At 68.2% G+C, this 12,994-nt stretch carries 13 protein-coding genes; 5 read left to right on the top strand and 8 right to left on the bottom strand.

Annotated features, from left to right (window positions below; genetic code table 11):
• Positions 1-5: 5 nt before the first annotated feature.
• The gene (locus ACFXHE_RS39045) at positions 6-1,709 is read right to left on the bottom strand and encodes an FAD-dependent monooxygenase (protein ID WP_379389958.1); all 1,704 of its coding nucleotides are present in this window, start codon (positions 1,707-1,709) and stop codon (positions 6-8) included.
• Positions 1,710-1,818: 109 nt separating this feature from the next.
• On the opposite strand from ACFXHE_RS39045, the gene ACFXHE_RS39050 reads away from it, so the two are divergent.
• Positions 1,819-2,430 (top strand): TetR/AcrR family transcriptional regulator, encoded by a 612-nt coding sequence (locus tag ACFXHE_RS39050; protein ID WP_379389960.1) that lies wholly within the window; start codon positions 1,819-1,821, stop codon positions 2,428-2,430.
• Between the two features lie 143 nt (positions 2,431-2,573).
• On the top strand, positions 2,574-3,968 hold the full coding sequence (locus tag ACFXHE_RS39055; protein WP_379389962.1) for an FAD-dependent oxidoreductase: 1,395 nt from the start codon (positions 2,574-2,576) through the stop codon (positions 3,966-3,968).
• A 40-nt stretch (positions 3,969-4,008) separates the two neighbouring features.
• Here ACFXHE_RS39055 and ACFXHE_RS39060 read toward each other — a convergent pair whose 3' ends face one another.
• Positions 4,009-4,440: an SRPBCC family protein gene (locus tag ACFXHE_RS39060; protein WP_379389964.1), complete on the bottom strand. Its 432-nt coding sequence runs from the start codon at positions 4,438-4,440 to the stop codon at positions 4,009-4,011.
• Between the two features lie 273 nt (positions 4,441-4,713).
• Here ACFXHE_RS39060 and ACFXHE_RS39065 point away from each other — a divergent pair, with 273 nt between their 5' ends.
• The gene (locus tag ACFXHE_RS39065) at positions 4,714-5,973 is read left to right on the top strand and encodes a glycosyltransferase (protein WP_379389966.1); all 1,260 of its coding nucleotides are present in this window, start codon (positions 4,714-4,716) and stop codon (positions 5,971-5,973) included.
• An 18-nt stretch (positions 5,974-5,991) separates the two neighbouring features.
• On the opposite strand, the gene ACFXHE_RS39070 is transcribed toward ACFXHE_RS39065, so the two are convergent.
• Positions 5,992-6,126 carry a hypothetical protein gene (locus ACFXHE_RS39070; protein WP_379389968.1) on the bottom strand — a complete coding sequence of 45 codons (135 nt, stop codon included), beginning with the start codon at positions 6,124-6,126 and terminating at the stop codon, positions 5,992-5,994.
• A 157-nt stretch (positions 6,127-6,283) separates the two neighbouring features.
• On the opposite strand from ACFXHE_RS39070, the gene ACFXHE_RS39075 reads away from it, so the two are divergent.
• Positions 6,284-6,820 carry a hypothetical protein gene (locus ACFXHE_RS39075; RefSeq protein WP_379389970.1) on the top strand — a complete coding sequence of 179 codons (537 nt, stop codon included), beginning with the start codon at positions 6,284-6,286 and terminating at the stop codon, positions 6,818-6,820.
• Here ACFXHE_RS39075 and ACFXHE_RS39080 read toward each other — a convergent pair.
• Complete coding sequence (locus tag ACFXHE_RS39080) at positions 6,800-7,855, bottom strand: YihY/virulence factor BrkB family protein (RefSeq protein ID WP_379389972.1); 1,056 nt, start codon at positions 7,853-7,855, stop codon at positions 6,800-6,802. The two genes, ACFXHE_RS39075 and ACFXHE_RS39080, sit on opposite strands and share 21 nt — an antisense overlap.
• Before the next feature lie 122 nt (positions 7,856-7,977).
• Here ACFXHE_RS39080 and ACFXHE_RS39085 point away from each other — a divergent pair, with 122 nt between their 5' ends.
• Positions 7,978-9,690: a DEAD/DEAH box helicase gene (locus tag ACFXHE_RS39085; protein WP_379389974.1), complete on the top strand. Its 1,713-nt coding sequence runs from the start codon at positions 7,978-7,980 to the stop codon at positions 9,688-9,690.
• 10 nt (positions 9,691-9,700) lie between these two features.
• Here ACFXHE_RS39085 and ACFXHE_RS39090 read toward each other — a convergent pair whose 3' ends face one another.
• The 4 genes from ACFXHE_RS39090 to ACFXHE_RS39105 all read right to left on the bottom strand — a co-directional run bounded on the left by ACFXHE_RS39090 (position 9,701) and on the right by ACFXHE_RS39105 (position 12,835).
• Positions 9,701-10,000, bottom strand: a complete 300-nt coding sequence (locus ACFXHE_RS39090; protein ID WP_379389976.1) for a DUF1905 domain-containing protein — start codon at positions 9,998-10,000, stop codon at positions 9,701-9,703.
• A 55-nt stretch (positions 10,001-10,055) separates the two neighbouring features.
• Entirely contained in the window at positions 10,056-10,604 is a 549-nt protein-coding gene (locus ACFXHE_RS39095; RefSeq protein WP_379389978.1) for a hypothetical protein, read from the bottom strand.
• A gap of 1 nt (position 10,605) precedes the next feature.
• A complete protein-coding gene (locus tag ACFXHE_RS39100) occupies positions 10,606-12,339 on the bottom strand; it encodes a DEAD/DEAH box helicase (RefSeq protein ID WP_379390033.1) in 1,734 nt (577 codons plus the stop codon).
• A 301-nt stretch (positions 12,340-12,640) separates the two neighbouring features.
• Positions 12,641-12,835 carry a hypothetical protein gene (locus ACFXHE_RS39105; protein WP_033087939.1) on the bottom strand — a complete coding sequence of 65 codons (195 nt, stop codon included), beginning with the start codon at positions 12,833-12,835 and terminating at the stop codon, positions 12,641-12,643.
• Positions 12,836-12,994 lie beyond the last annotated feature (159 nt).

The following is a 12,994-nucleotide window of genomic DNA, read 5'->3' on the forward strand; positions in this document are numbered from 1 at the left end:
ATCTTTCAAGCGCCGCGTACGCGGTCGATGACTGCCAGTGGCCCGGCCGGTGCGGTGTTGCCGCGCCAGGCCACGTGCTGGTCGGGACGTATGAGAACGAGGTCGCGCTCGTAGAGGGCGCGGGCGTGCGGGTCGCGGATATCCACGATGTCGAGCGGCACCTCTCGTTCAGCGGCCGCGATCCGAAAGCCGTCGACGTCGTGATCGGCGAAGCGCAGCAGGGTGAAGCCGCGGCCGAACAGGTCGAAGATCGCGGTGCCGTCGGTGAGTCGCACGCTGGGCGGCCGCGCTCCGGGCCAGGTGCCGGGCAGGTATTCGTCCATCCGCTGCCGCGGGGCCCGGTCCTCGGTGTCTCGGCACACGATGGGGGAGTGGTCGTAGCGGTAGCCGAGTTCGATTCCCAGCGCTTCGTTTTCGAGATTGCCCAGATCGCTGATCTCGCGGCCGATCCGCCGGCGAGTACGCGCGCCGAACCAGCGTTCGCTGTGCATGGTGGCGCGGGAGGTGGCCATGATGGCGCCGTGGATGACGGTGTGCCGGGCGGACGCCTCGCGGTTGCGGAGGGCGACGGGGCGGCGTTCCCGCTCGTACGCCTCGAGCAGGCGTGGTCCGCCCCATCCCTGCAACCGGGCCGCCAGCGCCCAGCCCAGCCCGACCGCATCGCCGACGCCGGTGTTCATGCCGTAGCCGCCCGCGGGCGTCACCTGGTGGGCGGCATCACCGGCCAGCCAGACCCGGCCGCGGCCATAGGACTCGGCGACGGTGAGCCGGGGCGTCCAGGCATTGGCGACCAGCACGGTCATCTCGAACCGGTATCCGAGACAGCGGAATACGAATTCCAGCGGGTCGATGCTGTCGGCGTCGGCGCCCATGCTCAGGGGAGCGTGCAGGGTCCAGGTGCCGCCGTCGTTCTGGGAGATGACGGTCCAGCCCTCGGGTGACTGCAGATGCCACACGGTGCCGAAGCGGGCGGCGATCTCGCGATCGGGAGTCGTGAAATGCACCAGGTAGAACCGGCCGTCCGGGGGCCGCTGCCCGCCGGCCAGGAACGTCGGCGTGAAAGTCCTTGCGAGCCAGGGAATTCCGAGCTCCCGCACCAGCAGCCGGCGCAGATCGATCTCGTCGAGACCGATCCCGAGGTGCCGGCGGACCCGGCTGCCCGCGCCGTCGCATCCCACCAGGTAGCGGGCGCGCACGGTGCGGCGTTCTCTGGTCCCGGACACCAGCTGGGCCGTGACGCCCTCCGTGTCCTCGGTGAAACTGTCCAGCGCCCAACCGTATTGCACCTCGACGTGCCGGGACCTGGCCTGCAGCTGGTCCCGAAGCGCGGGCTCGAGGATGATCTGGGACACGCGCATGGCCGGTTCCAGTGGGAGGGCGCCGTCGACGCGTCGGCCGATCGCCTCGAAGGACTCCTCGACGCTCGGGTACTCGAACTTCGCCAGTTCCCATCCGACCGCATTGCTGGCCCAGACCACGGTGGTCCGATGATCGGGCGACGTCGCCACCTTGCGGAGGTCGTCGGCAATGCCGAGCCGCCGGTACAACTCCATGCTGCGGCTGTTGGTGATATCCATTTTCGGATGTCGCGTGGTGGTCGAATTGCGCTCTACCAGAAGGGTTTCCACGCCGTGAAAGTCGAGCTCCAGGGCCAGTGTCAGGCCTACCGGCCCCGCGCCGACCACGAGCACCGATGTGGTTTCGGTCATAGCTGTAGAGTGAACAGTAGTGTTCAATTTGAGTCAAGAGCGTCTCAAGAGTTTTGGGTTTGGCCCGCCTGGGACGGTTCTGTACTGTCGAGCTGGCGAAGGAGGGGTTATGAGTGCGACTCGGCGGCGGATCAACGCGGCGGCAATGCGGCTGTTCGCCGAGCGCGGCAGTGTGGACCTGACCATGAGCGAGCTGGCGACCGAAGCGGGCGTCGCCCGGGGCACGCTCTACCGCAATGTCGAGTCCATCGAGCAGCTCTTCGAGCAGGTTCGCGCCCAGCTCGCCTTCGAACTGCACAGTGCCAACGCGCAGGCGATGGATGCTCACGGTGACCTCGACCCGCCGTTGCGGCTGTCCACCGGTACCCGCATGATCGTGCGGATGGCGCACGAGAACCCCGCGGCGGGCCGCTTCGTCGTGCGGTTCGCGCTGACCGACGAGTCGTTGCGCGAGATGCTGACCGGCCCGCCGATGCGGGACGTGGCCGCCGGAATCGCCTCCGGCCGTTATGTCGTCGCACCCGGAATGGAGCTGAGTATCGCCTCCATGCTGATGGGTACCGTGGTCAGCGCCATGTGGATGGTGCTGGAGGGTCACCAGTCCTGGCGCGACGCGGCGGCGGGGGCCGCCGAACTCATCCTGTGCGCCCTGGGGGTTTCGCACGACGAGGCGCGCCGGATCGCCGCAAGTCCGTTGCCGGCCACCGCCTTCGAAGTCTGATCGGGTCCCTCAACGGCTTGTGACGGGCGGGCATGTCACCTCATCTCCTGATCTATTCATTCAAATGTGATGAGACTATCAGTTGGCCGTGCATGATGCCGGGGCACCGGTCGCAGTGCCGTAACGCTCGTAACGTGTGAGGCATGGGCGAATGCGTGGTGATCATCGGCGGGGATGCGGCGGGTATGGCGGCGGCGTCACAGGCGCGCAGGTTGAAGGGCGTGGGGGAGCTCGAGATCGTCGTTTTCGAGCGGGGGCACTTCACCTCGTACTCGGCGTGCGGGATCCCGTACTGGGTGGGCGGGGACGTCGGTGGGCTGGACGAGCTCATCGCGCGGACGCCCGCCGAGCATCGGGCGCGGGACATCGATCTGCGGCTGGGAACCGAGGTCGTGGAGATCGATGTCGCCGGGCGGCGAGTGAGGTCTCGCGAGCTCGACACCGGCCGGGAGAGCTGGACCGGCTACGACAAACTCGTGATCGCCACCGGTGCGACGCCGATCCGGCCCGCGCTGCCCGGCATCGACGCGGCCGGGGTGCACGGGGTGCAGACGCTCGACGATGGGCAAGCCCTCATCGCCACCCTCGAGTCGATCGCGGGCCGGCGGGCGGTGGTGGTCGGTGCGGGGTACATCGGTGTGGAGATGGCGGAGGCGCTGCTCCAGCGGGGATTCCAGGTCACCATGCTCAATCGCAGCGCCGAGCCCATGTCCACCCTCGATCCGGATATGGGTGTGCTGATCCGGAAGGCCATGCAGGGCATGGGGATTCAGGTCATCGACAATGCGGAGCTGACGGCCGTCCACACCGATGCGCAGGGCCGGGTCACCGGCGTCGCCACGGCTGATGCCGAATACCCCGCCGATGTGGTGGTTCTCGGTATCGGCGTCCGCCCCGCCACCGATCTCGCCCGTGCGGCCGGTCTCCCGCTGGGGGAGTCAGGTGGTCTGCTGACCGATCTCGCCATGCGGGTGCGCGGACACGAGAGCATCTGGGCCGGAGGCGATTGCGTCGAGGTGCTCGACCTCGTCTCCGGCTCCGAACGCCACATCCCCCTCGGTACGCACGCCAACAAGCACGGCCAGATCATCGGTTCCGGCGTCGGCGGCGACTACGCCATCTTCCCCGGCGTGGTGGGTACCGCGGTCAGCAAGGTGTGCGACCTGGAAGTCGCCCGCACCGGCCTGCGCGAGCGCGACGCCCGCGCGGTCGGACTGCAATTCGTCACCGTCACCATCGAATCCACCAGCCGCTCCGGCTATTTCCCCGGCACCGCACCCATGACGGTGAAAATGCTCGCCGAACGCCGCACCGGCCGCCTGCTCGGTGTCCAGATCGTCGGCCGCGAAGGGGCGGGCAAGCGCATCGACATCGCCGCCGTGGCCCTCACCGCCCGCCTCACCGTCGACCAGATCGTCGCCCTCGACCTCGGCTACGCCCCACCCTTCTCCCCGGTGTGGGACCCCATCCAGGTCGCCGCCCGCAAAGCCGTCACGGCGGTCCGCCGCGACGCCATGGAGAGGAATCGAACGAAGTGAACCGACCTCCCGGATCGAAACGGCGCTCTTTTGCGCGGGGTCAGCCGTAGAGCTGGACGAAGCGGTCGAGGGAGCGTTCGACGTCGCCGCGGAGGGCGCGGGCGACGGCCGAGCCGATGGGACCGAAGAGGGGTGCGCCGCCGAGGGTGAAGTCGGCGGTGACCTTGGAGCCGGTGGGGCTGGGGGAGACGCGGAGTTCGATGCCGAATTTGGTGCCGCCGATGCCGGAACCGTTGAGGACCAGGCGGTTCGGGGGTTCGGCGGTTTCGACGGTCCAGGTGACGCGATTGCGGAAGCCTTTGACGGTGGCTACGCCGATGAGGCGGGTGCCGGGGGTGAGCGCGTCGGGGACGGGCCCGCGCCAGCCCTCGTGGAGGGTGAGCCATTTGTCGAGTTCGGGCAGGTCGGAGGCGTGCGACCAGGCCTTCTCGGGCGGGATCGGGACGTCTACGGAGACCTTCAGCTTAGCCACGAACCAGATGGTATCTGTTACATGATGTAGCTCTAACGGTGGCGCCCTGGAAGCCTGTGGATCGGATGGGCGAGGTCGGGCACGCGCGGAAGCTGTCAGGCGTTGCATGTGTCGCTACCCCTGCCAGTGGCACCGCCGGCCGATGGAAACCAGGTCGGTGGTACCACGGCGAGGCTGCGCGCATGACTGGGGTATTCGGCCAGTTGCCAAGCGTCACTGCGGATTCGATATTCGAATTGTGAATTCGATGTGGCCGATGGCAGGGGGAAACGCGTGAGCAAGTTCGTCATCGCGGCGATGGGTACCCGCGGCGATATGGCGCCGTTGCTGGATGTCGGGCTGCGTTTGCGCGACGCGGGGCACGATGTGGTGGTGGCCGCGCATTGCCTGTTCCGCGGTCTGATCACCGAGTCCGGGCTCGAATTCCGGCTCGTGGGAGCCGATGTCGGGGTCGATATGTCCGATCCGTACGGCGTCGATCTGAGCGGTCACGACGGTATGGTGGCCGCGGACAAGCTCGCCTGGCCGGAGGGTCAGCGGTTTCTGGGGAACGGTCTGCTCGAAGCCCTCATCGACGAACCTGCCGATGCCCTGTTGCTCGGTCCCATCACCGAATTCGCGGGCCTCCAACTCGCCGAGGCAAAGGGCGTACCGGCCATCGGGTTGCGGTTGTTCCCGCTCTCGGCGACGGCTCAGCATGCGCCGAGTTTGTTCGGCGGCAAGGACTTCGGGGGTTTCGGTAACCGCCTCTCGGCCGAGTTCGGGGCGTGGTTGTTCGACACCGTCTATCGTGAACCCGTCGCGGGCTTTCGGCGCGACCTGGGCCTGCCGAAGGTGTCCGCCAGGGAATTGCGCCGCCGCCGCACGGCGTCGGAATGGCCTGTGCTGCACGGATATTCACAGGCTGTTTCGCCACGTCCGGTGGACTGGCGGTCGGGTCTCGAGGTCACCGGCTATTGGTGGCCGCCGCGACCCATCGACTGGGAGCCGCCCGCCGAGCTGGTGGAGTTCCTCGAGGCCGGACCGCCCCCGGTGTTCGTCGGATTCGGTAGCACCACCGAAGGCATGTCGCGGCGGGCGGAATTCTCGGAGATCGTGAACGAGGCGCTGCGGCAGTACGGCGGGCGGGCACTGGTGCAGGCGGGCTGGCTGCAACTGGACGTCGGTGGCGACAATGTCCTGACCATCGGTAGCGTGCCCTACGATTGGCTCTTCCCCCGGATCGCGGCCGCCGTCCACCATGCCGGCGCTGGAACGACATCCGCGAGCCTGCGCGCGGGCGTTCCTTTCGCAGCGGTACCCGGCCAGGCGGACCAGGGTTTCTGGGCGCACCGGATGCGAGTACTCGGTGTCAGTCCGGCGACCATCCCACTCCAGAAGCTGTCGGTGGACAGCTTGGTCGGTGCCCTGCGCGCACTGACCGGTGACAACTCCTACCGTGAGAATGCCGCTCGGCTGGCGGCCCACATCGCGGGAGAAGACGGTGCGGGTGCAGCGGTCAAAGCGATCGAGGCGCATCTCGGCACACCGTGACGCGCCGATGAAGAAGAACTAGCCCCTGGCCGCCTCGTCCTCGCCGGCCCCGCCGGGCTCTTCGCCGCCCAGCAACTCGTCCTGGATGGCCTCGAGCATGCAGGTGTTGTTGTCGAGCAGCCCCAGGATCTCGTCCAACCGGTCGTTCTTCATGCAGCGATCGTCACCCGTGCTCGCTCCGGATGCAACGTCGAGTCGGGGCCTTTGCTCATTCGTGCTGTGAAGCCTTGGCTGTCAACGGCATCCGATTTCTTGAGTTGCAACTCAGTAAATGGCTATCCTGAGTCGGAACTCAGGAAAGGTTGGTCCGATGGCGAATCCGCTGTTGCTGGCTACACACATCACCATTGCGCTGGCGCTGACGATCCTCGTCGGGGTGCAGTGCACCGAGTTGGCGCGAATCCGGCTGGAGCCCAGCGGGATTCGTGTTGACGGGGCTGTTCGGGCCGTGCGGCTCACGCTGTTGTCGGTTCCGGTGTTCACGCTGCTGACTGCGATCACGGGGTTCGCGGTACTGGCGGACGGGGCGAAAGGTGGCCCGTGGATCGGGGCGGGGTTGGTGTCGACCGCTGTTATCGGGGCGAGCTCGGGGTGGACCCGGCGGCGATTGGCCAAGCCGGGGTCGCACCGGGCCGGCCATGGCGCGGGGGTGCTGGCTGCCGTCCAATGGGGCGTTCCCGCACAGACATTGGCCGCGGCCTTCCTGATGGCCGACCGGCCCGGCAATCCCGCCATCGCCTTCGCGCCCGTCCTGGTCGCGATCGCGATCACGGCTGCCGCGTACTTCTCGGCGCGGCGCACCGAGGGTGAGCCGGCCGAACCGGGCCTACGGGCTGGATCGCAGTGACCGCGACTCGGGCGGCGGGTCCTCCGGTTTCGGTGCGGTGGGCGCCGGGTCCGCAGGCCGGGACTGCTTGCGGGTGTTCCACCAGTGGCGGAACTGCGCCAGCCGGGTGGCGCGGGCGGGCCAGAATTCCTCGACGCTGGCATTGAATTCGGCGCCGAGGATGATGGCGAAACCCAGGAAGAACGTGAACAGCAGGAAGGCGATGGGGGTCGCCAGCGCGCCGTAGGAGATGCCGGTCCGGGTCACCCACGCCAGGTAGCGGCGTAGGCCCTCGCTGGCAGCCATGAAGAACACACCGGCGACCAGCGCGCCGCCGAAGAGCCGATGCCAGGGGAGGGTGCGGTGGAGGGCGGTCTTGTAGAGGAACGTGAGGCCGACGATCAGCAGCAAGCCGGTGCCGGGGTAATAGAAGGCGCCGATGAGCCGCAAGCCCGGCTCGCGCCAGGTGTGGGGGAGGACCCGCCCGATCAGGGTTGGTCCCACGGCGATCAGCGGCAGGATGAGCACTGCGATCACGAGGAAGCCGACGTAGAGCAGCAGCGCGAAGATTCGTTGCCAGACCGGATGGCGGGCGGTGGCCTGGCCGTGCGCGGCGGTGATGGCGTCGACGAAGGTGGCCATGGCCGAGGACCCGGCCCACAGCGACAGCACGAAGCCGACGGACACCACCCCGCCGTGGCCGCGCTGCAGCACGTCGTTGACGGTTGGCTGCACCAGACTGTCGACCACGCTGGGGCTGAACGCCTTCCGCGCGAAGCTGACGATCTTGGACTGCACGATGTTCACCGTGTTCGGGCCGAACCAGTGCCCGACATAGCCGAGGCTGCCGAGCAGTCCCAGCAGCAGCGGGGCCAGCGAGAGCGTCTGCCAGAAGGCGGCCGCCGCGGATTTGGCGAAGATCGCGTCGTTCCACGCCTTCGTCGCGACGTGGACGACGAGTTGCCGGACGCGGCCCCAGCGGGTGGCGGCGAGCACAACGGAGGCCGTCGGCGCCGACGCGTCGGCGTGTTGCGGAGATTCGTCGTGCGCGTTCATCGTGGCCTAAGCATCGCCTACCAGCGCTTCGAATGGGACCGGACCCGCGATGTGGTGTGCGGCACTCCGCAGGGCTGTGTCGGATTGGAAAGCTGTCGGGTTCGATCGCTACTCTCTACCGAGTGACTTCGGGTGGTGGCGGTTCATTACGTGCATGGCAGCGCAGAGCACTGACCAAGTATCTGACCACCAAGCCACGGGACTTTCTGGCCGTCGCGACCCCGGGTGCGGGTAAGACCACCTTCGCGCTGCGGGTGGCCGCCGAGCTGCTCAACGACCGTACGGTCGATCAGGTGACCGTGGTTGCACCCACCGAGCACCTCAAGCATCAGTGGGCTGCGTCGGCCGCGCGCACCGGGATTCAGCTGGATTCGAACTTCTCCAACTCGACCGGTTCCACCTCGTCCGACTACCACGGCGTGGTGGTCACCTACGCGCAGATCGCGTCGCATCCGTTCAAGCACCGGGTGCGCACCGAGAACCGCCGCACGCTGGTGATCATGGACGAGATCCATCACGCCGGTGACGCCAAGAGCTGGGGTGAGGCGGTCGAGGAAGCGTTCGGTGACGCCACCCGCCGGCTGGCGCTGACCGGTACCCCTTTCCGCAGCGACGACTCCAAGATCCCGTTCATCACCTACGAGGCCGACGAGTCCGGTTTCGAGAAGTCGCGCGCCGACCACACCTACGGCTACTCCGAGGCGCTCGCCGACGGCGTGGTCAGACCTGTGGTCTTCCTCGCCTACTCCGGTGAGGCGCACTGGCGTGACAGCGCGGGCGAGGAGTACTCGGCCCGCCTGGGCGAGCCCCTCAATGCCGAGCAGACCGCCCGCGCCTGGCGCACCGCCCTCGACCCGGCCGGCGACTGGATGTCGAAGGTGCTCACCGCCGCCGACACCCGCCTGCGCCAGCTGCGCGCCACCGGCATGCCCGACGCGGGCGGCCTGGTGATCGCCACCGACCAGGAGAAGGCGCGCGACTACGCCGAACTGCTGGAACACATTTCGGGCACCAAGCCGACCATCGTGCTGTCCGACGATCCGGACTCCTCCGATCGCATCGGCGAGTTCAGCGAGAACACCGACCCGTGGATGGTCGCGGTGCGCATGGTGTCCGAGGGCGTCGACGTGCCGCGCCTCGCGGTCGGCGTGTATGCCACCAGCGCCTCGACCCCGCTGTACTTCGCGCAGGCCATCGGGCGTTTCGTGCGTGCCCGCAAGACCGGTGAGACCGCCAGCGTCTTCCTGCCCTCGGTGCCGGTGCTGCTCGATCTGGCCGCCCAGCTGGAACTGCAGCGCGACCATGTCATCGGCAAGCCGCACCGCGAGGCGAACGCGCTCGAGGACGAACTGCTCATCGACGCCAACCGGCAGAAGGACGAGCCGGGCGAGGAGGAGAAGAAGTTCGTCGCCCTGGCCGCCGACGCCGAGCTCGACCAGGTCATCTACGACGGCGACTCCTTCGGCACCGCCACTTTCTCGGGCAGCGACGAGGAGGCCGACTATCTCGGCATCCCCGGTCTGCTCGACGCCGACCAGATGCGCGCCCTGCTGCGGGAACGCCAGTCCCGTCAGCTCCAGGATCGCAGCGCCGCCGCCGAGGCTCGCCCCTCGGGCGCCGGCGTGGAGGCCGCCGTCGAACGCGCCGCCACCTCGGACCGCCTGTCCGAGCTGCGCCGCGAACTGAACAGCCTGGTCGCCATGCATCACCACCGCACCGGTAAACCGCACGGCGTCATCCACGGCGACCTGCGCCGCGAATGCGGCGGCCCCCCAACCGCTCTCGCCACCGCCGACCAGCTCTCCCAGCGCATCGCGGCCCTGCGTCGGATCTGACCAGCGCGGACTACACCACCTGCAGCTCGACCTCGACCAGGTCGCCCGCGTTCAACCCCTCGGCGACCCGGACGGCCTTCTTCACCGGCAGCACATAGGTTCCGCGTTTGCCGTCGGGAAAAATCGAGGTGGACCACCGGCTGCCGCCGACCGCGACTTTCACCTTCACCGATCCGAATCCGGAGGCGGTGTGCCCGAAGCGCTCCTCGATCTCGTCGGCGACCGCCTCGGGCAGACTCACGAAATGCCAGGAGGCCTGTGCTTCCCATTCCCAGAGTTCGGCGGTGAACGCGTACGTGGAGATCGCCATGGGGCCGACGATAGCCGCCCCAACGCAACCGTATCCCCGTCGGTGGCAGCGGCTGTCAGCCGAAGTAGACCGCCGGATCGAGTGCGTCGATAGGCGTCCAGCGGGGGACCGACACCGGGGTGTCGGTGTCCGTGGCGGGCGGAGCGCTCCGATAGCCCTGGAGATCCAAGGCGAGCCAGGGATTTTCGTCGATCAGGCGGACCACCGCGTAGCAGGTGGCGAGCATGTGGAGGCAGCGGGCGTTGCGGGCGCGGCAGGAGCAGTCGGTGCTCGCGAGGATCGGGGTCACCGAGATCCCGGCGGCGATGACCGAGGCGTGCAGCTCGTCGCCGAGGGTGAGGGTGTCGGCGGGCACCACGCCAGCGATGGCGTCGATGGTGGCGCGCGGGAAGGTCGTCAGCTCCAGGTGCGTCACCGACGCCTCCGACCCGCGATGAATGTGCGCCCGCACCACGGTGCCCTCGATCTCGGTCCGGACGCCGTTGTTGCGGGCGATGCTGCGCGCGCGGGGGAGCAGCGGCTCGGGTTTGGTGAGGCTGAGCGGTTCCGCCAGCCGTACCCAGTCCTTGCCCCACGCCGTGTACCCGAATTCGTTGTCCGCCATCTCAGTTTCCCCGCTTCCGGCGCAGCAGCTCCAGCAGTCGTCCGTCGTCCAGTCGTGCCAGTTCCGCGACTCCGGCCGCATCGCTGAGATCGGTGAGCGCCGACTTGCGGTCGTGCATGCCCGCGATGTGCTCCTCGATGGTGGTGCCCGAGGTCAGCGTGGTGACGGTGACAGTGCGGGTCTGCCCGATGCGATGCGCGCGATCCGACGCCTGCGCCTCGACCGCCGGATTCCACCAGCGGTCGAAATGGATGACGTCCGCGGCCCGCGTGAGCGTCAGCCCGGTACCCGCTGCCCGCAGGCTGAGCACCAATATGGGTGGGCCGTCCGGTGATTGGAAGTCCGCGACGATCTCCCCGCGCTGCTGCTGGCCGAGCCCGCCGTGGAAGAACGGCACTTGCACCCCGAATTCCTCGGCACAGTGCCGGACCAGCAGCTCACCGGTCTTGCGGTACTGGGTGAACACCAGGGTGGGCGCGTCCACGTCGAGGTTGTTGGCCAGAATGTCGGAGCAGACGTCGAATTTCCCGGAGCGCCCGGCCAATTCGTCCAGCTCCCCGGTGATCAGCCCCGGGTGGTTGCACACCTGCTTGAGCTCGGTCAGCACCGCCAGCACCCGCGTGTGCCGCTGCGCCCCGGTCCCGAACCCGGCTGCCTCGGCCCGATCGAGCAGCCGGTCGTAGAGCTGCTCCTGCTCCGCGCTCAGGTCGCACACCAGATCGCAGTGGATCTTGGCCGGTAGCGCGGCGGCCACCTGGGATTTGCGGCGGCCCAGCACGATCGGCTCGACGGCGTCCCGCAGCCGCAGCACCGCGCTCGCCGATCCCTCGCCGATCGGCCGCACGAACCGCCGCCGGAACTGCGCCCGATGCGTGAACTCCTGCGGCGCGATCAGATTCAGCAGCGCCCACAGCTCGTCGAGGTGATTCTCCACCGGAGTACCGGTCAGCGCGATCCGCGCCTCGGCCGGAATCGCCCGCGCCGCCTTCGCCACCTGCGTGTGCGGATTCTTCAGCACCTGCGCCTCGTCGAAAATCACGGTGGCCCACCGCTGCCCGGCCAGCGCGGCACCGTGCCCGCGCAGGGTCGGATACCCGGTCACCACAATCGTTCCCGGCTCGGCCTCCGGCGCCGGCCCGCCCCGCCAGGCCACCGCGCGCAGTCCGGGCGCGAATCGCTCGATCTCGTGCGCCCAGTTGCTCGCGAGTGATGTTGGACACACTACGAGTTGTGGCCCGTCCCCGGCCTTCCCGAGCAGGTACCCGATGGCCTGCACCGTCTTGCCCAGGCCCATCTCGTCGGCCAGCACCGCGCCGCCGTGCGCGGCGGTGGTCTCGCGCAGCCAAGTGATGCCGCGCGCCTGATAGGGCCGCAGCTCGGCCTTCAGCCCGGACCGCAGTTCGGCGTCGAGCAACACGGTGTCCCGCAGCGCCCGCAGGGTCCGCCCCGCCGAGACGATGGCGGTCCCGGTGGCATTCGGGACGGCGTGCGCGGCCACCGGCAGCCGCCGCGCCTCGACCTCCGTCTCGAGGGCCTCGCGGAGCAGATGTATCGATTCCCCGGGATCTTCAATAGCGAGAATGCATAACCGTTCCGGTTCCACCAGAGCACATTCCACGTTCGTGACGCCGATGCCGTTCCGGCCGGGAACAGCGAGGGCGAGGGTCTCCACCTCGCCCAGGTCTCGCGGCGCGCTTCCGGTGGCGTGGCCGTTCCACGTCCAGAGCGCGACCATATGTCGATCCTGCAGGTAGGTGGCTTGTGAGGTCTGCGGCACCCGTCCGTTGTACCCGCCCGATCTCGCCGTGTGCACATGACGAATCTCGCGTTGCGCGCACCGGAATTCATGTGTCCCCGGCCACAGCTCAATTGATGTGCCGCTGGTCACATTCCGCGCCGAACGGTCCCGTACACAGCAGCAGCGGGCGACCTGCTGGTCGCCCGCTGCCGGGTTTTCTGTTGGGAAGATTCAATTGTCGAGCGGGCTCTCGGAGAACGGTGACTCCCGATCGAGTCTCTCCGAGGTGGAGGAGCTGTTACAGCGCCGGTGCCGACTCCGTGTCGATCACGGCCTCGAGCTCACGAAGGCGATCCATGTGCTCGTTGGCGTGATGCTGGCAGAAGAGCAACTCTCCACCGGCAGGAAGGGTTGCGCGCACGCGCGCAGCCGCCCCGCAGCGGTCGCAACGATCGACCGCGGTCAGTGGGGTGCTTGTCAGGGTTCCTGGCATGACTCCTCCGTCCTGGCTCTGGGTGCCTCACGCACCGTTCGCCTGGTGTGGGGCCCGCGGTCCAATCCGCGAACCTCGCTACCGCTACTTCCCAGCAGTGGTTGTTGACTACTCTCTCAGACGTTCGGCGCGAGCACTTTGTTCCCGTGCAGTTTCCCG

The sequence above is a fragment of the Nocardia sp. NPDC059229 genome, assembly GCF_042754165.1.
In the GTDB taxonomy this organism is placed as follows: Bacteria; Actinomycetota; Actinomycetes; order Mycobacteriales; family Mycobacteriaceae; genus Nocardia.